This window comes from Streptomyces sp. NPDC091376, from assembly GCF_044757085.1.
In the GTDB taxonomy this organism is placed as follows: Bacteria; Actinomycetota; Actinomycetes; order Streptomycetales; family Streptomycetaceae; genus Streptomyces; species Streptomyces pratisoli.
Window position 1 is genome coordinate 1 of the sequence record NZ_JBIVUF010000026.1, and the last position, 19339, is coordinate 19339.

At 72.0% G+C, this 19339-nt stretch carries 17 protein-coding genes; 8 read left to right on the forward strand and 9 right to left on the reverse strand.

Features of this window, described 5'->3' with window-relative positions; all coding sequences use genetic code 11:
• The 3 genes from ACIQMR_RS34355 to ACIQMR_RS34365 all read left to right on the forward strand — a co-directional run.
• Positions 1 to 285: ABC transporter substrate-binding protein (locus tag ACIQMR_RS34355; protein WP_401395905.1), on the forward strand; the 285-nt coding region annotated here is incomplete at its 5' end.
• Entirely contained in the window at positions 282 to 1400 is a 1119-nt protein-coding gene (locus ACIQMR_RS34360; RefSeq protein ID WP_401395908.1) for a FecCD family ABC transporter permease, read from the forward strand. The genes ACIQMR_RS34355 and ACIQMR_RS34360, both read left to right, overlap by 4 nt.
• 35 nt (positions 1401 to 1435) lie before the next feature.
• A complete protein-coding gene (locus ACIQMR_RS34365) occupies positions 1436 to 2263 on the forward strand; it encodes an ABC transporter ATP-binding protein (protein WP_401396097.1) in 828 nt (275 codons plus the stop codon).
• Here ACIQMR_RS34365 and ACIQMR_RS34370 read toward each other — a convergent pair.
• The 6 genes from ACIQMR_RS34370 to ACIQMR_RS34395 all read right to left on the reverse strand — a co-directional run bounded on the left by ACIQMR_RS34370 (position 2232) and on the right by ACIQMR_RS34395 (position 8343).
• Positions 2232 to 3269, reverse strand: coding sequence for a pyridoxal-phosphate dependent enzyme (locus tag ACIQMR_RS34370; protein WP_401396100.1), 1038 nt, complete (start codon positions 3267 to 3269; stop codon positions 2232 to 2234). The two genes, ACIQMR_RS34365 and ACIQMR_RS34370, sit on opposite strands and share 32 nt — an antisense overlap.
• Positions 3202 to 4317, reverse strand: coding sequence for a GHMP kinase (locus tag ACIQMR_RS34375; RefSeq protein WP_401395911.1), 1116 nt, complete (start codon positions 4315 to 4317; stop codon positions 3202 to 3204). The genes ACIQMR_RS34370 and ACIQMR_RS34375 overlap by 68 nt, the downstream gene beginning before the upstream one ends.
• Positions 4314 to 5138, reverse strand: a complete 825-nt coding sequence (locus tag ACIQMR_RS34380; RefSeq protein WP_401396103.1) for a Rossmann-like domain-containing protein — start codon at positions 5136 to 5138, stop codon at positions 4314 to 4316. Before ACIQMR_RS34380 ends, ACIQMR_RS34375 begins: the two co-directional genes overlap by 4 nt.
• A 187-nt stretch (positions 5139 to 5325) precedes the next feature.
• Positions 5326 to 6108, reverse strand: coding sequence for an ABC transporter ATP-binding protein (locus tag ACIQMR_RS34385; RefSeq protein WP_401395914.1), 783 nt, complete (start codon positions 6106 to 6108; stop codon positions 5326 to 5328).
• Positions 6105 to 7322 carry an iron chelate uptake ABC transporter family permease subunit gene (locus tag ACIQMR_RS34390; protein ID WP_401395917.1) on the reverse strand — a complete coding sequence of 406 codons (1218 nt, stop codon included), beginning with the start codon at positions 7320 to 7322 and terminating at the stop codon, positions 6105 to 6107. Before ACIQMR_RS34390 ends, ACIQMR_RS34385 begins: the two co-directional genes overlap by 4 nt.
• Positions 7312 to 8343, reverse strand: coding sequence for an ABC transporter substrate-binding protein (locus tag ACIQMR_RS34395; RefSeq protein WP_401395919.1), 1032 nt, complete (start codon positions 8341 to 8343; stop codon positions 7312 to 7314). The genes ACIQMR_RS34390 and ACIQMR_RS34395 overlap by 11 nt, the downstream gene beginning before the upstream one ends.
• Before the next feature lie 134 nt (positions 8344 to 8477).
• On the opposite strand from ACIQMR_RS34395, the gene ACIQMR_RS34400 reads away from it, so the two are divergent.
• Positions 8478 to 9752: an MFS transporter gene (locus ACIQMR_RS34400; protein ID WP_401395922.1), complete on the forward strand. Its 1275-nt coding sequence runs from the start codon at positions 8478 to 8480 to the stop codon at positions 9750 to 9752.
• 35 nt (positions 9753 to 9787) lie between these two features.
• Here the strand turns inward: ACIQMR_RS34400 and ACIQMR_RS34405 are convergent, their stop codons facing one another.
• Entirely contained in the window at positions 9788 to 10243 is a 456-nt protein-coding gene (locus tag ACIQMR_RS34405) for an Lrp/AsnC family transcriptional regulator (protein WP_401395925.1), read from the reverse strand.
• Between the two features lie 214 nt (positions 10244 to 10457).
• On the opposite strand from ACIQMR_RS34405, the gene ACIQMR_RS34410 reads away from it, so the two are divergent.
• Entirely contained in the window at positions 10458 to 11480 is a 1023-nt protein-coding gene (locus tag ACIQMR_RS34410) for an asparaginase (RefSeq protein WP_401395928.1), read from the forward strand.
• Between the two features lie 119 nt (positions 11481 to 11599).
• Positions 11600 to 13048: an aspartate ammonia-lyase gene (gene aspA, locus ACIQMR_RS34415; protein ID WP_401395930.1), complete on the forward strand. Its 1449-nt coding sequence runs from the start codon at positions 11600 to 11602 to the stop codon at positions 13046 to 13048.
• Between the two features lie 25 nt (positions 13049 to 13073).
• Here the strand turns inward: aspA and ACIQMR_RS34420 are convergent, their stop codons facing one another.
• A complete protein-coding gene (locus ACIQMR_RS34420) occupies positions 13074 to 14009 on the reverse strand; it encodes a helix-turn-helix transcriptional regulator (RefSeq protein ID WP_401395933.1) in 936 nt (311 codons plus the stop codon).
• Between the two features lie 185 nt (positions 14010 to 14194).
• Between ACIQMR_RS34420 and ACIQMR_RS34425 the strand changes: the two genes are divergently transcribed.
• A complete protein-coding gene (locus ACIQMR_RS34425) occupies positions 14195 to 15574 on the forward strand; it encodes an MFS transporter (protein WP_401396106.1) in 1380 nt (459 codons plus the stop codon).
• Between the two features lie 192 nt (positions 15575 to 15766).
• Positions 15767 to 16486, forward strand: coding sequence for an SDR family oxidoreductase (locus ACIQMR_RS34430; RefSeq protein WP_401395936.1), 720 nt, complete (start codon positions 15767 to 15769; stop codon positions 16484 to 16486).
• 28 nt (positions 16487 to 16514) lie between these two features.
• On the opposite strand, the gene ACIQMR_RS34435 is transcribed toward ACIQMR_RS34430, so the two are convergent.
• On the reverse strand, positions 16515 to 19091 hold the full coding sequence (locus ACIQMR_RS34435; RefSeq protein ID WP_401395939.1) for a Pls/PosA family non-ribosomal peptide synthetase: 2577 nt from the start codon (positions 19089 to 19091) through the stop codon (positions 16515 to 16517).
• Positions 19092 to 19339 lie beyond the last annotated feature (248 nt).

Here is a 19339-nt window from a genome sequence, read left to right on the forward strand (position 1 = left end):
GGCGGGGTGAACCTCTTCGCCGATCTGGACGAGGCGTTCGGTGACGTGTCCTTCGAGCAGGTGGCGGAGCGTGCTCCCGAGGTCATCGTCATCTACGACTACGGGGACCAGTCGGTCGAGGACAAGAAGAAGTTCCTGCTGGCGAACCCGGCGCTGAAGGACGTGCCCGCGATCAGGAACAAGCGGTTCGCGGTGCTGCCGCTGTCGTCCACCGTGCTGGGCGTCCGGGTGCCCTCGGGCGTCGACTCCCTGGCCCGCCAACTCCACCCGGAACGCTTCCGGTGACCGGCACGACGGGAACGACCGAGCCGACGGAGGCGACCGCGGCGACGGGGCCGGCCGGCGTGAGCCGGGCGGAGCGTACGGCCGCAGTCCGGCGTCCCGGCGTTCCGTACCCGCTCGTGCTCGCGCTGCTTGCCGCCCTGGTCGTGACCGCGGCGACCGCCGGGATCGCGGCAGGCTCCATCAGCGTGCCCGCCGAGCAGGTCTGGGGCATCCTGCTGCATCACGTCCATCCCGCACTGGCGGAGCAGACCTGGACCCCGGTCCGGGAGACGATCGTCATCGACGTCCGCCTGCCCCGGGTGCTGCTGGCCGCCGTGGTGGGCGCGGGCCTGTCCGTGTCCGGAACGGCGCTGCAGGCGCTCGTCCGCAACCCCCTCGCGGACCCCATGCTGCTCGGGGTTTCGTCGGGCGCCTCGGTCGGGGCGGTTCTCGTCGTCGTCTTCAACGTCAGCCTGTTCGGCGTGTTCTCACTGCCCGTGGCGGCGTTCCTCGGGGCGCTCGTCGCCCTGGTCGCCGTCTACTTCCTGGCCCGGTCGGGCGGGCGGATGACCACGGTGCGGCTGGTGCTGGCGGGGGTGGCGACGGCCGAGGTGCTCTCCGCGGTGGCGAGCTTCCTGATCGTCACCTCCGACGACCCGCACAAGACCCAGGCGGCACTGCGCTGGATGCTCGGCGGGCTGGCCGGCACCACCTGGACGGTGGTGTGGATCCCCGCCTGCGCGGTCCTGCTCGGCACGGCCATCCTGCTCGGCGTCTGCCGTCCGCTCAACCTGCTGCTCGCGGGGGAGGAGGCCGCCGTCGCCCTCGGCCTGGACGTACACCGCTTCCGTGCCGCGCTGTTCACCCTGGTCGCCCTCATGATCGGCACGATCGTCGCGGTCAGCGGGCAGATCGGCTTCGTCGGCCTGATCATGCCCCACGTGGTACGGCTGTTCGTCGGTGCCGACCACCGGCGCGCGCTGCCCGCCGCCGCCCTGCTCGGCGCGGCCTTCCTCATCGCCTCGGACCTGGCCGCGCGCACTCTCATGAGCCCCGAGGAGATCCCCGTGGGCATCCTCACCGCCCTCGTCGGCGGTCCCTTCTTCCTGTGGCTGATGCGACGGAGGTCCTCATGACGGACATGGCCACGGACACTGACACGGCCACGGACATGGCCACGGACGCGGGCAGGAGCACGACCGCGGCGGCGCCCGGCACGCTGACCCTGGAGAGCGTGTCGGTCGTCGTCGACGGCACGGTGCTCGTGGACCAGGTGTCCCTGCGGGCGGCGCCCGGCGAGGTGGTCGGGCTCGCCGGGCCCAACGGCGCCGGGAAGTCCACTCTGTTGCGTACGGTGTACCGGGCGCTGCGCCCCACGTCGGGACGGGTCCTGCTGGACGGCGAGGACGTCCGGCGGATGTCCGGCAAGTCCCTGGCACGCCGGCTTGCGGCCGTCCTTCAGGAGTCCGCCGGGGACTTCGACCTCACGGTGTACGACGTGGTGGCCATGGGCCGCACACCGCACAAGCGGGCCTTCGAAGGGGACAGCGCCGACGACCGGGCCGTCATCATGGACGCGCTCGCCGAACTCGACGCCGCCGGCCTGGCGTACGCCCCCTTCGGCCGGCTGTCCGGGGGCGAGAAGCAGCGGGTGCTGATCGCCCGTGCGCTCGCCCAGCGAGCGGGGACGATGGTGCTGGACGAGCCGACCAACCACCTGGATATGCGCCATCAGCTCGACACCCTGCGCCTCGTCCGCCGGCTCGGCGTCACCGCCGTCGTCGCCCTGCACGACCTCAACCTGGCCGCCGCGTTCTGCGACCGGATCTGTGTGATGGCCGGCGGACGTGTGGTGGCCACCGGGGCACCCGGCGAGGTCCTCACCCCCGCGCTCCTGGCCGAGGTCTACGGCGTCGACGCCGAGGTGGTGGAACACCCCCGCACCGGCGTCCCGCACATCACCCTGCTCACCGGCCCACCCGGTGCGGGGGGCCCGTGACGGCATCACGGACGCCACCGGCCACCGACGCCACCGGCCCTGCCGACTCCGCCCGCCTCGGCGACGCCACCGACCCCGCCGACGCCACCGCGGCGGCGGGTGCCGGAGCGCCGTCCCAGCTCATCCGGCACCAGGGCAGGGCGAGTTCGGCCGGTGCGGTCACCGTGCGCGGCGCGAGGTCCTCGACACGGGCGGCCTCCCGGTGCCGGGCGAAGACGGTGTCCACGTAGCGGTGGCCGGTGTCCGCGGCGAGGAACACGACGGTGCGCGCGGGGTCGTGCTCGCGCTCCCAGCGGGCGGCGAGATAGCCCGCCCCGGTGGACAGCCCCGCGAACACCGCGTGCCGGCGCAGCAGATCGACGCTGCCCGCGAGCGCCGCCTCGAACGCGAGCCAGTGGACGGTGTCGTACAGCCCGTGGTCGACGTTGGCGAACGGGATGGAACTGCCGATCCCGGCGATGATGATGTCCGGGTCGGCGACGTGTTCGCCGCCGAACGTCACGCTGCCGTACGGCTGTACGCCGACGAGTTGCACGCCGTGCCCGTCCTCCCGCAGCCGGCGGGCGAGCGCACCGGTCGAGGCCCCCGAACCGACCCCGCCGACGACGGTGAGAGGGACGTCCCCGGTCTCCCGCCGGACGCGCTCGGCGACGTCCCGGTAGCCCAGGTAGTGGATGTCGTCGTGGTACTGGCGCATCCAGTGGTAGTCGGGGTGCTCCGTCAGGATCTCCTGGATGCGGGCGACGCGCCGCTTCTGATCGAGTTTCAGGTCGCTGCACGGCTCCATCTGCTCGAGCGTCGCTCCGAGCACCGCGAGCTGGGTGCGCAGGGTGTGGTCGACCGTCGTCGAGCCGACGATGTGGCAGCGCATTCCGTGGCGGTGGCAGGCAAGGGCGAGGGCATAGGCGTAGATGCCGCTGGAACTGTCCAGCAGCGTGTCACCCGGCCGTACCGCTCCGGTGTCGAGCAGATGGCGGACGGCCGCCGAGGCCGAGACGACCTTCATGGTCTCGAAGCGCAGACACACGAGCCGGTCGTCCAGACGTATCAGGTCCGGCCTGCCGATCGATTCCGCGATGTGCTGGTCCATTCGTGAACTCCTCGGTCGGGGTGTACGTCGTGAAGGTCCGGGTGGCGGGGATGCCCTCGCGTTCCAGGTCGTGCCGGCAGCGCTCCACCCGGTGCGGGAGCGCGGGGGCCGCCGGGTCGAAGAGCAGGCCGGCCACGGTGCCGCTGTGGGCGATCTGGACGCCCACCGCGCCGGTGTGCCCGGCGATCGCGACGAGGGCGTCGAACTCCGGGTGCCGCAGGACGGGCTGGGCGCGCCGGGCGCTCTCCGTGGCGACCGCGCCGAGCAGCCCCGGGTCCGCGGTGGCGACGGCCCGGCGCAGCATCGCCCGCAGACGTTCGTAGGCGCGTACGTCCTCGTCGTCGTGGACCCGGGCGGGCAGGGACAGGGTGTCCACCGGCCCGCCGCCGCCGAGGGCGCAGCCCACGACGACGACCGGCGGCAGGGCGTCGCCGAGGATCTCCAGGACGCGCCCTTCCCGCTGTGCGAACAGCACGGGACGGGCGCCGAGCATGAGCGGGTCGGACGCCAGCTCCGCCCGTACCGACAGCCGGGCGACCGTCCCCGGCGGCAGCCGCAGACCGTAGGCGTCGGCGACCGCGCGTACGGCCGCGATGACATCACTGGTGGAGGAGCCCATCCCGAGCCCCACCGGGATGTCGCCGGTCAGCCGCAACTCCCCGCCGCACACCGGCTCGCGGCACCGCCGGGCACACTCGTCGACGGCCAGGGCCACGGCGCGCAGCGCCTTCGTACGGCCGGGCGGGGTGACCGTGAACGCGCCGGGCGGGGCCTTCGGCCGTCGCACGAACCGGGCCCGTGTGCCCGGCCCGTGCATCGGCAGGGTGACCAGCCCGGCGCAGCGCCGCCCGCGTCCGTCGAGGAACACGCCCTGCAGGATCTCCCCGTGGTGGCAGCAGGCGTGCCCGGTGCCGACCCCGGCAGTGCCCGCGTCGGCCCTCGCCCGGCGGGTTCGCGCCGTCACGAGCCGCTCGCGGCGCGCTGACGGTAGCGGTAGAGGACGGTCTCCTCGGCGCTGAACTGCGAGAACGGGAAGGGCTCCGCCGACAGTGCGGTCACTCCCGCCCCCAGGAAGGCCCTGGCCACCGCGCTGCCGCTCTGTGCGTACACGACCAGCGGGACGCCGCGCTCGCGGCAGTGGGCCACGATCGTGTCGAACGAGCCGTTGCTCAGCGTCATTCCGGTCGCCACGACGGCGTCGGCGGCGTCCAGCACGGCGTGCATGTCGTCGGTGACCGGCTCGCCCCACTGCGTCGTCCGCAGATTGAGGTCGCACGGCAGGGGTGTGCCGCCGCGCTCCCTGATCGCCGCGAGCAGGGGGTTGACGACGCCGATGAGGGCCACCCGCGCGCCGTCCTCGATGTCGAGCAGCCCGGCGATCGCGGCGTCCCGGGCCCTCGCCCGGACCTCCGGGGGACCAGCCGGCAGGGTGACCGGCTCGGCCCACGAGGACCGGGCGGCGTCCCGGTGCGGCAGGGTTTCGGCGAGATACGCGTCCAGGGCGGCCATCCGCAGCGGGCGGGGCCCGTCCCGCAGCAGTACGTCGAGGCTGGTGCCCGAGGCGTCGCGGCATATCGCCGGGTCGATCTCACCGGCCTCGAAGGCACAGCCGCCGAATGAACCGCCGAGGCGCACCAGGACGTACTGGTTGAGGTAGGTGACCTCGCCGCCGGCCAGCCGGGTGCCGTGATGGATCCAGAAGACGCTCGTGGCGGTCAGTGTGGAGGGACAGGGGCCGTGCTCTGCGGCCAGGACGGCGCCGAGCAGCTCGTCCACGGTCGTCACGGCGGGGCCGCGGTCGGTTGTGTCCACGGGTACTCCTTCTCTCGGAAGTCTTGAAGCGGGTGCGGGTGCGGGTGCGGGTGCGGGGACGGGAAATCGGTCGGCGGGACGGGAAATCGGTTGGCGGGACGTGGTGTTCGGGGACGGGGAGACAGGCCCGGGGGGTCCGGGGGTCCGGGGATCCGGGTCCTCAGCCGTAGACCCGCGGCGCGGCGACGCCGCGGTAGGCGACGGCGGGGTAGCCCAGGCTGTCCGGCCCCACCACGGCGTCGACCTGGAAGACCTCCGCGAGCCGGTCGGGACTCAGCACGTCGTCGGGAGCGCCCGCGGCGACCAGGCGCCCCTGGTCCATGAGCAGGACGCGGTCGCAGAACCGTGCGGCCAGTGACAGGTCGTGCAGCGCGACCAGTACGGTCTGCTCGGTGCGGGCCAGCAGCTCCATGAGCTCCAACTGGTGGCGCACGTCGAGGTGGTTGGTGGGCTCGTCGAGCAGCAGGCACCAGGTCCGCTGCGCCAGTGCCCGTGCGATGTGGGCGCGTTGCCGCTCGCCGCCCGAAAGGGCCTTCCACGGACGGTCCGCCAGCGCGGTGAGCCCGGTGCGGTCGAGCGCGGCGGCCACGACGGCCCGGTCCTGCGCGGTCGGACCGCGCCAGCCGTCCCGGAACGGCGTCCGGCCGAGCCCGACCACGTCGATGACCCGCAGTTCGCTGTCGGTGCCCGTGGTCTGCTCGACGAACGCCACCCGCCGGGCGATCCGGCGCGCGCTCCAGTCCCCGATGGCCTCGCCGTCGTAGCGGACCGTGCCCGCGGACGGGGTGCGCAGCCCGGCGAGACACCGCAGCAGCGACGACTTGCCCGATCCGTTGGGCCCGAGCAGGCCGACGGTCTCGCCCGCCGCGATGTCCAGACCGACGTCGCGTACGACGGTCGTGCCGGACACCGACCAGCTGAGGCGTTCGGCGGTGATCCTCACAGTTCACCTCGCTTGCGCAGGACGAGAAGGAAGAGCGGCACCCCGAGGAGGGCGGTGAGGACCCCGACCGGGACCTCCCGAGGGGCGAACGCGATCCTGGCGAGCGCGTCGGTCCACACGAGGAACACGGCACCGGCCAGCGCCGTGCACGGAAGCAGCACCCGGTGCAGCGGGCCGGCCAGGAACCGGGTCCCGTGCGGCACGATCAGCCCCACGAACCCGATCGCGCCCACGGAGGCGACCGCCACGGACGTGAGCACCGCCGTGACGACGAGCAGCACCCGGCGCGTGGCGCGTACGTCGATCCCGAGCGACGAGGCGGTGTCGGCACCGAACGAGAGCCCGTCCAGGGTGTGTGCGTACAGCCCGATCACGACGAGCCCGCACACCGTGACGAGCGCGCACAGGACCACCGAGTCCCAGCGGGCGGGTGCCATGGAACCCAGCAGCCAGTGCGTGACGGCCCGTGTGGTGTCGGCGTCCGCGGAGGCCATCAGGACCAGTGAGGTCAGCGCGGTGAAGAGCTGCCCCACCACCACACCCGTCAGGACGATCCGCGTCGAGTCCGGACCGCTGCGCCTGAGCAGCAGAGCGAGCAGCGCGAACGACAGCAGGGCGCCGGTGAACGCCCCGCCGGCCACCCCGAGGGTGCCCGCACCGACCCCGAGGACGACGACCGCGACGGCCCCGGTCGACGCGCCCGAGGACACCCCGAGGAGGTAAGGGTCGGCCAGCGCGTTGCGGGTCACCGCCTGCAGTACGGCGCCGCACACCGCGAACGAGGCACCGACGAGGGCGGCCATGAGTACGCGGGGGACGCGCAGATCCCAGACGAGCGAGTCGACGAGCCGGGGCAACGGCTCGACGTCCAGGCCCAGATGGAAGCCGAAGGTCCTGGCCAGATCCGCGTAACCGATGTCGGTGGTGCCGATCCGGACGGACACCGCGACCGACGCGACGAGCGCCGCGGCGCCGCACAGGAACAGCACGGCCCGGGCGAGGGCGGAGCGGCCGGGGACCGGCACGGTGCCGGGACCCGCCGGCACGCCGTCCCGGACCGGTGCCGCCGCGGGTTCGCGGCCCTGTGCCGCCGCGGGTTCCCGGCCCGGCGCCGCTGGGGCCCTCCGGTCCGGCGCCGTCCGAACGGCCGCCGGGTGCAGCAGGTCCGCCACGGTCGCGCCGCCCCCGGGGGAGCTGTCCCGGCTAGCGGGCATGGCCCAGGTCCTTCATGCCCTTCGCCAGCAGTCCCAGCGTGTTGACCGAGCGCACCGACGGGTCCATCTCGATGCCGGGCGCCTCGATGATCCGGTTCTCCCGTACGGCCTTCAGCTGGGACACCACCGGGTCCTCGCGCATCAGCGCGCGCTTCTCCTCGGCGCTGTCACCCGGCCTGCCGCGCTCGGAGAGATCGCCGAGCACGATGAAGTCCGGGTCACGCCGGGCGACCTCCTCCCAGGTGACCTCCGGCCAGTCCTCGTTCACGTCGTCGAAGGCGTTCCTCGCGCCGACGATCGCGCTCATCGCGCTCGGCATCCCGCTCCTGCCGGCGACGTAGGGCGCCCCGTTGAAGACGGAGTACACCCAGACGACGGTCGGCTTCCGCGCGCCGTTGCCCCTGACCTTCGCGGCGGTGGCGGCGGCCTTCTCGACGGCCGTCCGCTGCTTCTTCGCGAGCGCGGCGGCCCGGTCCTCGACGCCGAAGATCCGCCCGTAGTTCCGGTAGTCGTCGAAGAGCAGGTCGAACGGCGTCCTGCCCGGCTCGCTGCGCTCCGGGCAGTCCACCGCGCTGGTGTACGCGGGCAGTTCGAGTGCGCCGAGCTCCTCGCGGGTGCCCGCACGGTCCTTCGTGTACAGGTCGGCGAAGGACGCGACGACGACGTCCGGGGCGGCCGCGCGCAGCTGTTCACCGGTGAGGATCCGGGGGTTGAGCACCGGGACGCGGGCGTAGGCGGCCCGGTACTGATCCGGGATCCGCGTCTTCAGATTGGACGTGCCGGCCATGCGGCCCGTGAGTCCCAGCTCCAGCAGGGTCTCGGTGGCGTTCTGGTCGAGCGTGACGGCGCGCTCCGGCGCCTTGTCGAACGTCAGCTTCCGGCCGCAGCTCATGACGGTGGTCACACCGGCCGTTGCCGTGTCCGCCCTGTCCGGCGGGGCGGAACCGCCGGTCGAGGCCGTGCAACCCGCGGTCGAGAGGGCGATGGTGAGGGCGATGCCTAGGCGGGCGGGGTGGCGCATGGGTCCTCCATGGGATGTGGGCAGGGGGTGACACGCACCGGTCGGGAGCGGTCGAGCCAGAGTGTACTGTAATGGTAATCATTTTCATTAACACTCTGCTGTGGCAGACCGCACGCCGGAACAGGAGCCCCACCGTGCCGACTTCGCCCGCACCGACCGACCTCAGGCAGGAACCACCGCCGAAGCGGCCGTCCGTCCTGCGCGACACCGCGTTCCTGCGGCTCTGGTCAGGTACCACCGCATCGGGGCTCGCGACCTGGGCCCTGCCGTTCGTCCTCGGGCTCGCCGTGCTCGACCGCTCGCTCACTCCCGCCGGACTCGGTCTGGTGCTCGCCGCCCGAACCGCCGGATTCCTCGTGGCGGTGGCGGTCGGCGGAGTGCTGGCCGACCGCCACTCCCGCCGCGCCGTCGTGCTGTGGTCGGCCCTCGCCGCCGCGGTCGCCGCCCCGCTGCTCGCCGCGGGACTCGGGCGCTCACTGCCGCTGATGGCCGCCGCCGCGGCTCTCGCCGGTGCCGGTCAGGGCGCGTGCCGGCCGGCGTTCCAGGCTCTGACCGCCGAGATCGTCGACGCCGGCCGCAGGCAGCAGGCCAACGCCGCGATGACGCTGTCCGTCCGGGTCAGCGCCCTGGCCGGGCCCGCGCTGACGGCACTGCTCGCCGTGGTCCTCGACATCGCGGCGCTGCTGCTGGGCATCGGGCTGCTCTGGCTCGTGGCGGCGCTCGTCCCCGGCCGGGGTCTCGCCGGCGCACCGGCGTCATCGGTGGAACGCGCCTCGTTCCGTGCGGAGTTCATGGAAGGGATACGCGAGGCCCGCAGGCATCCCTGGTTCGTCGCCGGTCTCGCCGCGCTCACCGCGGTCATCGCCACGGGCTACTCCGCCACGGGAGTCGCGCTGCCGCTCATCAGCCGGGACCGCTACGGCAGCGAGGTCGTCCTCGCCGCCGCCACCACCGCGTACACCGTCGGCGCCCTCGCCGGAGCTCTGCTCATCGCCCGCTGGCGGCCGCGCGCGCAGGGCAGGGCGGCCCTCGCCGGGCTGGCCGCCTACGGGTTCGCCCCGCTCAGCCTCATGCTGCCGGTGCATCCCGCCGTGGTCGTAGGCGCCTACGCCGTGGCCGGAATCGGCATCGAACTGTTCAACGTGCCCTGGTTCACCGCCACTCAGCGCGAGGTGGAGCCCGGCAAGCTGGCGCGTGTCTCCTCGCTGGACTTCATGCTGTCCTACGGACTGGCCCCCGTCGGACTCGCGCTCATCGCCCCGGCCATCGGCGCGTTCGGCGCCGCACCGGTCCTCGGTGCCTGCGCCCTGATCTGCTTCCTCGTCCCGGCCCTCGCGGCCCTGGTGCCCACGGCCCGCCACTTCTCGCGAGCCGCGCCGACGGAGCCGGGCCCGGACGGCGGGCGCTGAGCGGTGACCGGCGGGGCTCCGGGCGGTGACCGGGATCAGCCGTCGACCGGCAGTCCGCGCGGCTCCTTGATCCGCTTCATGATGATCTGGGAGTTGACCTCGGTGACCCCGGACAGCGCGGTCAGCCGCTCGATCCACAGCCGTTCGTAGGCGCGCAGATCCGCCACGGCGATACGCAGCAGGCATCCCGGGCTGCCGAAGAGCCGGTACGCCTCGATGACGTCCGGGATGTCCTGGAGGGCGGACTCGAACGACTCGACCACCTCGCGGTCCCGCTTCACCTCGATGGAGACCAGTACCTCGAAGGCCCGGCCCACCGCGTCGGGGTCGATCACCGCCCGGTAGCCCTGGATCACACCGTCCTGCTCCAGCTGCCGGACGCGCCGCATGCACGGCGACGGTGTGAGGCCCACCCGCTGGGCCAGCTCCTGATTGCTCAGCCGGCCATCGTCCTGGAGCTCACGCAAGATAGCCCTGTCGATCTCGTCCATGGCGCAATTATTCACCACGGCTGCCCCGGAGACTGGGCTGAAATCGCGATCCGATTGCGTACTGCAACTTCTATCATTGCGTACGACTGCTCCGGCCACCTCCGGATCAGCCATGGGGCGCAGCCCGGCCGGCGCCAAGAGCGACCGCCGGGCCGCGTGCCCCGTCGGATGCGCCGCCTCACTGCGGCGAGGGACGAGACGAGGAGAGGGCACTGTGGGACGGATCGTCGTCATCAGCACCGGTGGGACGATAGCCAGCCGCTGGCAGGGGACGGGGTTCGCCGCCGACGCGCACGGCCGTGAGGTCATGGCGACCGCCGCCGTACCCGAGGGCGTCGCCATCGAGGTCGTCGACCTGTTCAGCGTGAACAGCCCGCGCCTCACCACCCACCACCAGCTGACCCTGCTCCACACGGTGCACGAGGTGCTCACCGATCCGAACGTGGACGGCATCGTCGTCACCCATGGCACCGACACCCTGGAGGAGTCCGCGTTCCTGGTCGACCTCCACCACGACGACCCACGCCCGGTGGTCTTCACGGGCGCGCAGCTCCCGCTCGACGCGACCGACGGCGACGGCCCGGGCAATCTCCACGACGCACTGCTGACCGCCGCGACGACGTCCGGTCTGGGCGTCGTCGTCGCCTTCGACGGCAAGCTGCACCCGGCCCGCGGCACCGTCAAGACACAGACGCTCGCCCCCGACGCCTTCGGCGACCCGTCCGGTGCCCGCATCGGGAACATCGGCTTCGGCCGGGTCTCCGTACTGCGTCAGCCGCGGCGCCCGGCCCCGCTGGCCCTGCCCGGCATCCCCGGCACCGCGCCGCGCGTCGACATGGTGATGCACCACGCCGACGCCGACCCGCTGCTGCTGGACGCGGCCGTGGAAGCGGGGGCCCAGGGCATCGTCCTGGTGGCCACGGGCGCCGGCAACGCGACCCCCGACTTCGTCGAGGCCGTCTCCGCCGCCACCGCCCGCGGTGTGCTCGTCGCCCTCACCACCAGGGTCCAGGCCGGGCCCGTCACCGAGATCTACACCCACGGCGGCGCGGTCGACCTCGTGGCCGCGGGCGCCGTACCGACCGGAACGCTCCGCGCCGGCCAGGCCCGTATCGCCGTGCTCAGCGCCCTGCTCGCCACCACCGACCCGCGCGAGCGGGACCGGGTGCTGCGCCACGCGCTCGGCGAGGAGATGCCCTCCGGCGCCCACCCGGCGGCGGAACTCGTCGAGGCGTAACCGCTGTTCCGGACGCCGGCCGTCCGCGTCCCGCCCCGCCCCGCCACCGCGCCCCGCTCCGTCCGCACCCTCCGCCTCGCCCCTTCGCGTACGCGCCCGACAGGAGAGTCCGTACCGCCATGCCCAGGCACGACCACGACCAGTCAGAAGCACCCGGCGAGTTCCGTAGCGAGCACGATCTGCTCGGCGACCGCGACGTCCCGGCCGACGCCTACTACGGCATCCACACCCTGCGGGCGGTGGAGAACTTCCCCATCACCGGCACCAAGGTCTCCTCCTACCCCGACCTCGTCACGGCCCTCGCGTGCGTCAAGCAGGCCGCGGCCCTCGCCAACCGTGAACTGGGGCTGCTGGACGGCCGCAAGGCCGACGCGATCGTGGCCGCCTGCGAGGAGATCCGGGGCGGCAAGCTGCACGACGAGTTCGTGGTCGACGTGATCCAGGGCGGCGCGGGCACCTCCACGAACATGAACGCCAACGAGGTCATCGCCAACCGCGCCCTGGAACTCCTCGGTCACCGCAAGGGCGACTACACTCGACTGCACCCGCTGGAGGACGTCAACGCGGGCCAGAGCACCAACGACGTCTACCCGACCGCCGTCAAGGTCGCGCTCGACCTCACCGCCCACCGGCTGCTGGACGCCATGGACGTGCTGCGCTCCGCGTTCGAGGCGAAGGCGGCGGAGTTCGCGGACGTCCTGAAGATGGGCCGCACCCAACTGCAGGACGCGGTGCCCATGACCCTGGGCCAGGAGTTCGCGACGTACGCCGTCATGCTCGGCGAGGACCACAGGCGGCTCACCGAGGCACGCGCGCTGATCCACGAGATCAACCTCGGCGGTACGGCGATCGGTACGGGACTCAACGCCCATCCCCGCTACGCGGCACTGGCCACCGGGCACCTGCGGACCGTGACCGGCCTGCCGCTGACGGTCGCCGACGACCTCGTCGAGGCCACCCAGGACGCCGGCGCGTTCGTCCAGCTGTCCGGCGTGCTGAAGCGGATCGCGGTCAAGCTCTCCAAGACGTGCAACGACCTGCGGCTGCTGTCCTGCGGGCCGAGGGCCGGCTTCGCCGAGATCAACCTTCCCCCGGTACAGGCCGGTTCGAGCATCATGCCCGGCAAGGTCAACCCCGTCGTTCCCGAGGTGGTCAACCAGATCGCGTTCGAGGTCATCGGCAACGACATGACCGTGACGATGGCCGCCGAGGCGGGCCAGCTCCAGCTGAACGCCTTCGAACCGGTCATCGCCCACAGCCTGCTGAAGAGCCTCACCCATCTGCGGGCCGGCTGTCTGACCCTCGCCGAGCGCTGCGTCACCGGCATCACGGCCAACCGCGAGCACCTCGCCGGTCTCGTCGCCCACTCCATCGGCCTGGCGACCGCGCTGAACCCGCACATCGGCTACGAGCAGGCCACCGCCGTCGCCCAGGAGGCACTCAGGACGGGCCGCAGCGTCCAGGAACTCGTCCTGGACAAGGGCCTGCTGACCGAGGACGAACTCCGGCGCATCCTCCTGCCGGACAACCTCGCGCGCCCGCACCTGCGCACCGCCGCCGAGGGGTAGACGGGGCGGACGCCCTGCGCGCCCCTCACCGGCGGGGTCGTCGGTGAGGGGCGACGGCCAGCTCGTGCAGGCGCTCCAGACGCAGCCGCGACTCCTCGTCGACGGGGACGTACGTGACCATGCGGGGGCCGTTGTCCGGGCCGAGCCACAGATCCGCGTGGTCGAGCGTGAGCAGACCGACGTACGCGTTGCGGATCTGCTTGCGCTTGCTGCGCGCCGTCACCACCTCGTGCCGCTCCCACGCCTCGCGGAACTCGGGGGACGTGGCCTGCAGCCGCTTCAGGAGCACCTTCCAGGCCGGCTCGGCGAGATGCTCGGCCATGGAGGCGCGGAACTTGGCGGCCATGATCCGCGCCGACCCCTCCAGATCCACGACCGAGGAGCGCCACTGCTCGTTCGTGTAGGTGAGGAGCATGCAGTTGCGGTTCTCCTGCGGCACGTCGTCCAGGTCGCACAGCAGCCGCCCGTAGGTCCGGTTGAACGCGAGGATGTCGTACCGGCTGTTCTGGATGCAGGCGGGGAACGGCTCCAGCTGTTCCAGGAGGCCGCGCATGGCGGGCGTGAGGGACGGGCACGGCGTACGCGGCGAGGGGTCGACGGCGCCCGCCAGGTTGAACAGATGCGTGCGCTCACTCGTGTCGAGCAGCAGGGTGCGGGCGAGCGCGTCGAGCACCTGCACCGAGACCTGGATGTCCCGGGCCTGCTCCAGCCAGGTGTACCAGGTGACGCCGACCGCTGAGAGCTGGGCGACCTCCTCACGGCGCAGCCCGGGCGTACGTCTGCGGCGGCCGCGCTCCAGCCCCACCCGTTCGGGACTGATCCGCTCCCGCCGGCTGCGCAGGAACGCGGCGAGCTCGTGCCGCCGTATCTCGGAGTCCTCCGTGGCGGGCGCGGGAGGCGCGGCGGGCGCGAGGGGTGCGGGATGCTCCGCAGACGTGGGGGACGCTGCCGTGGTGCTCATACGTCCAGCCTGCCGGACCGCCGATCCTGTTTCCAGGTACTCCTTCTACCAGGATAAGTACGCTCTGGTACCAGGCTCAGCCGCGGAGCAGGCTGAGGCACGTGAGTGAAACCCGAACCAACACCCTCCAGACCCACGGCAGTGCGTCCCGTACGCATGCCCTCGCCGGACCGGGACTCGACCGGCTGGGACTGTTCACCGTCCTGCTGGGAGCGGCACTGCCCCTCATCGACTTCTTCATCGTCAACGTCGCCCTGCCGACGATCGGCCGGGACCTCGCCGCGGGAGCGGCGGTCCTGGAACTCGTCGTCGCCGGATACGGCGTCTCGTACGCCGTGCTGCTGGTGCTCGGCGGCCGGCTCGGTGACATGCTCGGCCGCCGCAGGCTCTTCCTCGTCGGCATGGCCGCCTTCGGCATCACCTCCCTGGCCTGCGGCATCGCCCCGAACGCGTGGTCCCTGGTCGCCGCACGAGTGGCCCAGGGCGCCGCGGCCGCGCTGATGCTGCCGCAGGTCCTGGCCACCATCCAGGCGGCGACCACCGGCACCCGGCGGGCCCGCGCCATGGGCCTGTACGGGGCGACGGCGGGGCTTTCCATGGTCGCCGGGCAGATCCTCGGCGGCGTCCTCGTCGCCTGGGACATCGCGGGCACCGGCTGGCGCTCCGTGTTCCTCGTGAACGTCCCCGTCGTCCTGGCCGGCCTGTTCCTCGGCGCACGCGCCGTGCCCGAGACCCGCTCCCAGCGGCCCGAGCCCGTCGACGTCGCCGGCACCCTGCTGCTGGCCACCACACTGCTGACGCTGCTCGCACCGCTGACCGAGGGGCGCGCCACGGGCTGGCCCCTGTGGACCTGGCTGTCCCTCGCCGCGTTCCCGTTCTCGGCGTACGCCTTCTACCGCGTGGAGCTGCGGGCCGACCGGAAGGGCCGTACACCGCTGGTGCCGCCGAGCCTGTTCCGGCTGCTGTCGCTGCGGCGCGGACTCGTCATGATCGTGCCGTTCTCGATCGGCTTCAGCGGCTTCATGTTCGTCATCGCCGTGGCGCTGCAGCAGGGCGCGCGACTCGGCCCCGTCTCCGCGGGACTCACGCTCGTGCCGATGGCGGTCGTCTTCTTCGCCGCATCGCTGGCGGGCCCGCGGTTCGTGGCCCGGTACGGCACCCGGGTGGTGACCGCCGGCGGACTCGTCCAGGGCCTCGGCGTGGCCCTGATCGCCCTCGCCACCTGGCGGGACTGGCCGCACCTGGGTGTCCTGCCGCTGATGCCGGGAGTCGCGGTGGCCGGCCTGGGCCAGGCGCTCCAGCTCCCCGTCCTCTTCCGGATCATCCTCTCCGAGGTGCCCGCGGCCCGGGCCGGAGTGGGCGGCGGAGTCATGATCACCACTCAGCAGTCGGCCCTCGCCCTCGGCGTCGCCACCCTCGGCTCCCTGTTCCTCGGCCTCGTCCCCGCGCTGGGCATGCGCGACGCACTGGTGACGACGCTGCTGGTGCAGCTCGCGGGGATCGCGCTGACGGTGCTGCTGAGCCTGCGGCTCCCGAGACGGATCCTCGAACAGGCCGCACCGTAGCGGCCGCCGGGACGCTGCGGGCCCAGACGGCCGCGGAGCGTCGTGACGTCGTGGTCACGCAGCCGGGGAACCGCGGTTGGCTACCCTGACACGTGCCGCACAACGACACGAAAAGGTGTCCATTCGTCGAGGGCGAGGCCCTACGCCCCCACACAAACGATGCGCGGACCGGCCCAGCGACGGAGTGACCCCATGACCCGCAGGCGAGTACTCATCACGGGCGCGTCCAAGGGCATCGGCCGCGCCCTCGCCGAGGAGTTGGCAGGAGACGGCCATACTCCCGTGGGCATCGCCCGCAGCGCACCGCAGTCCTTTCCCGGCGAGTTCCACGAAGCCGACCTTGCCGACCGTGCGGCCACCGACCAGGTCCTGGGGGATGTACTGGGCGCGGGGCCGGTCGACGCCGTGGTCAACAATGTGGGGACGGTGCTACCCGCGCCCGTCGGGGAGGTCGCCCTGTCCGACCTCGACGCGGTCCTCGACATGAACGTGCGCACCGCGGTCCAGATCGTCCAGGCCGTCCTGCCGGGCATGCTCGAACGCTCCTGGGGCCGCGTGGTGAACGTGACCAGCCTGGTCACCCTGGGGTTGCCCGATCGCACGTCCTACGGCGCGGCCAAGGCCGCCATGGAGTTCCTGACGCGAGGCTGGGCCGGAGAGCTTGCCGCGCACGGGATCACCGTCAACGCCGTCGCCCCGGGCCCCACCGACACCGAGTTGTTCCGGAAGAACAACCCGCCCGGGTCGGCCGGAGCCGCCCGCTATCTGGCCGGTGTTCCCATGGGACGGTTCGGGCGACCGGACGAACTCGCCGCCGCCATCGCCTTCCTGCTCTCCGAGAAGGCGGGTTTCATCACCGGCCAGGTCCTGCGCGTCGACGGCGGTGCGAGCATCGGCCGCAACAGCGCCTGAATCCGCGGCCCGGTGCCCCGCGCCTGCCTCATGAGTCCGTGACGCCCTCTCTTGTTTCGCCCTGGTGCCTCTCCGGCCTGGCTCGGTCACCCGCGACGAGGGCCGTCGCCGGGTTCCCGCTCCACCGGGCCTGGGCGGGCACTTCCTCGCCCTTCATCAGGAAGGAGTCGGCGCCGAGTTGGGCGTGGTCGCCGACCGTGGTCCCGTAGTGGACGAACGCGCCCACGCCGAGCGTCACGTTCGCCCCGATGCTGATGTGGTCGGACTTGAAGGCGCCGTCCTCCTGCGAGTGGCACTGGATGACGGTCCCGGCGTTGAGGGTGCAGCCGTCCCCGATGCCGATGAGGGTGCGCTCGGCCGTCGCGCAGCCGTCGTCGAAGACCCGGCGGCCGATCCTGAGCCCCAGCAGCCGCCAGACCACGGCCTTGAACGGGGTGCCGTTGAAGATCTGCATGTAGACGTGGATCGCCCCCAGCTTCCAGAAGCGTTCGTGTGCCCAGAAGTCCGGCTCGTAGATCGAGCAGTACAGCGGCCTGAGCCGGCGGAATCCCATGGAGGCCCATTCGACCAGCGCGAAGTAGCCGACGGTGAACGCCAGTGACAGCAGGCCCGACAGGGCGAACACCACGGCGCCGAGGACGTGGTAGAGATCCACGGCGGCCATGGCGATGAGCGCGAGCGCGAAGAAGTGCAGCCATCGCGTCAGCAGGAACAGGCCGGCGGTCCGGGCGTTGTGCTTGTTCTTGGCGGCGAGCCGGCGGCGCAACTCCTCGCCCCGGGCGAAGTGGTCGAGCCTGCTGTCGCGGAGCACGGTGCGCGGGATCTCGAAGCTGGGTGAGCCCAGCAGTCCGACGCCCTCGCGCATCGGTCCCTCGACGGGGACCATGACCTTCGTCGCGAGCAGGCAGTTGTCGCCGGTCCTGGCGCGCGGAGGGTAGACGATGTTGTTGCCGAGGAAGCTCTTCGCCCCGATCGTGGCGGGGGAGAGGCGGAACGACGTGCTGGAGTAGTCGGCGTTGATGACCGACAGGCCGTCGGCGATCATCGTTCCCCTGCCGACCCGGCTCAGGTAGGGGGTGTCGTACCTGACCAGCAGACCGAAGTTCGACCCGGTCTGCTGGACACGGCTCAGGTCGTAGCCGAGGGACCTCAGGTAGTGCACGATCGCGGAGCTGTCCCCGAACAGTGTGGTGAAGAACCTGATGTTGGTCATCCGGGTGACCGCCCGCTGGACGCCGTAGTGGAATCCGTAGAGCGGATAGATCCTGCCGCGTTCGTTCACTCGGCTGAGCAGTCTCGGCACCGTGTTCACCGTCAGCAGGACGACTAGCAGGCCGCCGAAGAAGACGACCAGGGAGGCGACGAGCGTCTCCAGGAAGAACGCCAGGCTCGTGAAGACCGGCGGTCCGGCGGACACCACCGCGTTCAGCTGCGGCAGGACGGTCAGGAGCAGGCTCACACCGGCCACCGTCAGCGGCAGGTACACCAGCACGATCGCCATCACTCGCCACAGGCTGTAGAGGCCCCTGCGCAGGGTGCCGCACTCCACGGGGCCCACGGCCCGGTAGTCGACGCTCGACGGCCGTGCCGGTGTCCCGTGCCACCCCTCACCGGGCGGCACGCTCTGCCCCGAGTGCAGGGAGGAGGCGTGGCCCAGCTGGGATCCGTCGCCCATCGACGTCCCGATGTCGATGACGGCCTGTTCACCGACGGTCACGTCCCTGCCGAGCGTGAGCGGGCCCGTCTCGATCCGGCCGTCGCGCGCCCGGTAGCCGGAGAACAGCACGTCTTTTCTGACGACCGTGCGGTCACCGATGGTGAGCAGGTCGGGGCAGACCGGAACGAAGCGCGTGAGCACGGTGACGCCCTTTCCGGTGTGCGCACCGAGGGCTCTCAGGTACAGCACGTACAGCGGTGATCCCACGAACAGGCGTGCCGGGCTGGTTCGGATGAGCGTCTTCACCCACCAGAAACGCAGGTAGGCGAAGCTCCACACCGGGATGCTCCGCGGGGTGAATCGGCCGATGAGTATCCACTTGGCCGCGACGGGGAGGGCGCACAGGCCGAGGAGGACCACAGCGCCGAACGCGACCGCCCGCAGATAGACGTCGGCCGTCCCGGAACCTGCCGCGATCCACATGTAGCCGCGGAGGAGGGCGAGGGTGCCGAAGCAGGAGAAGCCGAGGAACGTCAGCAGCTGGGCCGTCCCGCACAGGACGTGACGCCAGGCACCGGTCCCGGACGTCCGACCCGTCTGCGGTCCGGATTCCACGCCGGACGCTGCGTCGGAAGGGGCGTCGGATTCCACGCCGGTAGGGGCGCCGGATGCGGCGCCGGTCGGTGGTGGGTCCGGGGTGGTGTCGGGGAGGGCGGCGGCCAGGCTCTCGATCGTGGAGTGCTGGTAGATGTCCTTCATGGACACGGTGGGCAGGTCGTCGCGCTTGCGGACGCGGGCGCAGAACTGCGCCATCACCAGGGAATCGGCCCCCAGATCCGCGAAGAAGTCGCTGTCGAGCGGGACCTCCTCGGTGTCCACCACACCGGCCAGCACCTCGGCGAGCCGCTCCTCGGTACTGACCGTTGCCCCAGCGCTCTTGCCGGTCACGACACTTCTCCCGGGACGCGGCGGCCGACGGCCCTGGCGCGTCTCCCGGGAATCGCAAGGTCAGAAGTGCTGTTCTGTTCGTCGATCCACGACAACATCAGTTTTCACCTGCAGTCACTGCAGTCCATCGTCGGTCATGTCTGCGTGTCCGGGCACAGCCGTGCCTGTCGGGCCACACGGCAGAAGCCGAACACCTCTCCCTTCCAGTAGGCCTGATCGGAGGACGTCTGTCCTGTCTGATTGAAATC

Excerpts from the sequence above, each read along its gene's own strand:
- ACIQMR_RS34390 (WP_401395917.1), bottom strand. The coding sequence starts at position 7,322 with ATGCCCGCTAGCCGGGACAGCTCCCCCGGGGGCGGCGCGACCGTGGCG.
- ACIQMR_RS34370 (WP_401396100.1), bottom strand. The coding sequence starts at position 3,269 with ATGAAGGTCGTCTCGGCCTCGGCGGCCGTCCGCCATCTGCTCGACACC.
- ACIQMR_RS34405 (WP_401395925.1), bottom strand. The coding sequence starts at position 10,243 with ATGGACGAGATCGACAGGGCTATCTTGCGTGAGCTCCAGGACGATGGC.
- ACIQMR_RS34430 (WP_401395936.1), top strand. The coding sequence starts at position 15,767 with ATGACCCGCAGGCGAGTACTCATCACGGGCGCGTCCAAGGGCATCGGC.
- ACIQMR_RS34420 (WP_401395933.1), bottom strand. The coding sequence starts at position 14,009 with ATGAGCACCACGGCAGCGTCCCCCACGTCTGCGGAGCATCCCGCACCC.
- ACIQMR_RS34395 (WP_401395919.1), bottom strand. The coding sequence starts at position 8,343 with ATGCGCCACCCCGCCCGCCTAGGCATCGCCCTCACCATCGCCCTCTCG.
- aspA (WP_401395930.1), top strand. The coding sequence starts at position 11,600 with ATGCCCAGGCACGACCACGACCAGTCAGAAGCACCCGGCGAGTTCCGT.
- ACIQMR_RS34365 (WP_401396097.1), top strand. The coding sequence starts at position 1,436 with ATGGCCACGGACGCGGGCAGGAGCACGACCGCGGCGGCGCCCGGCACG.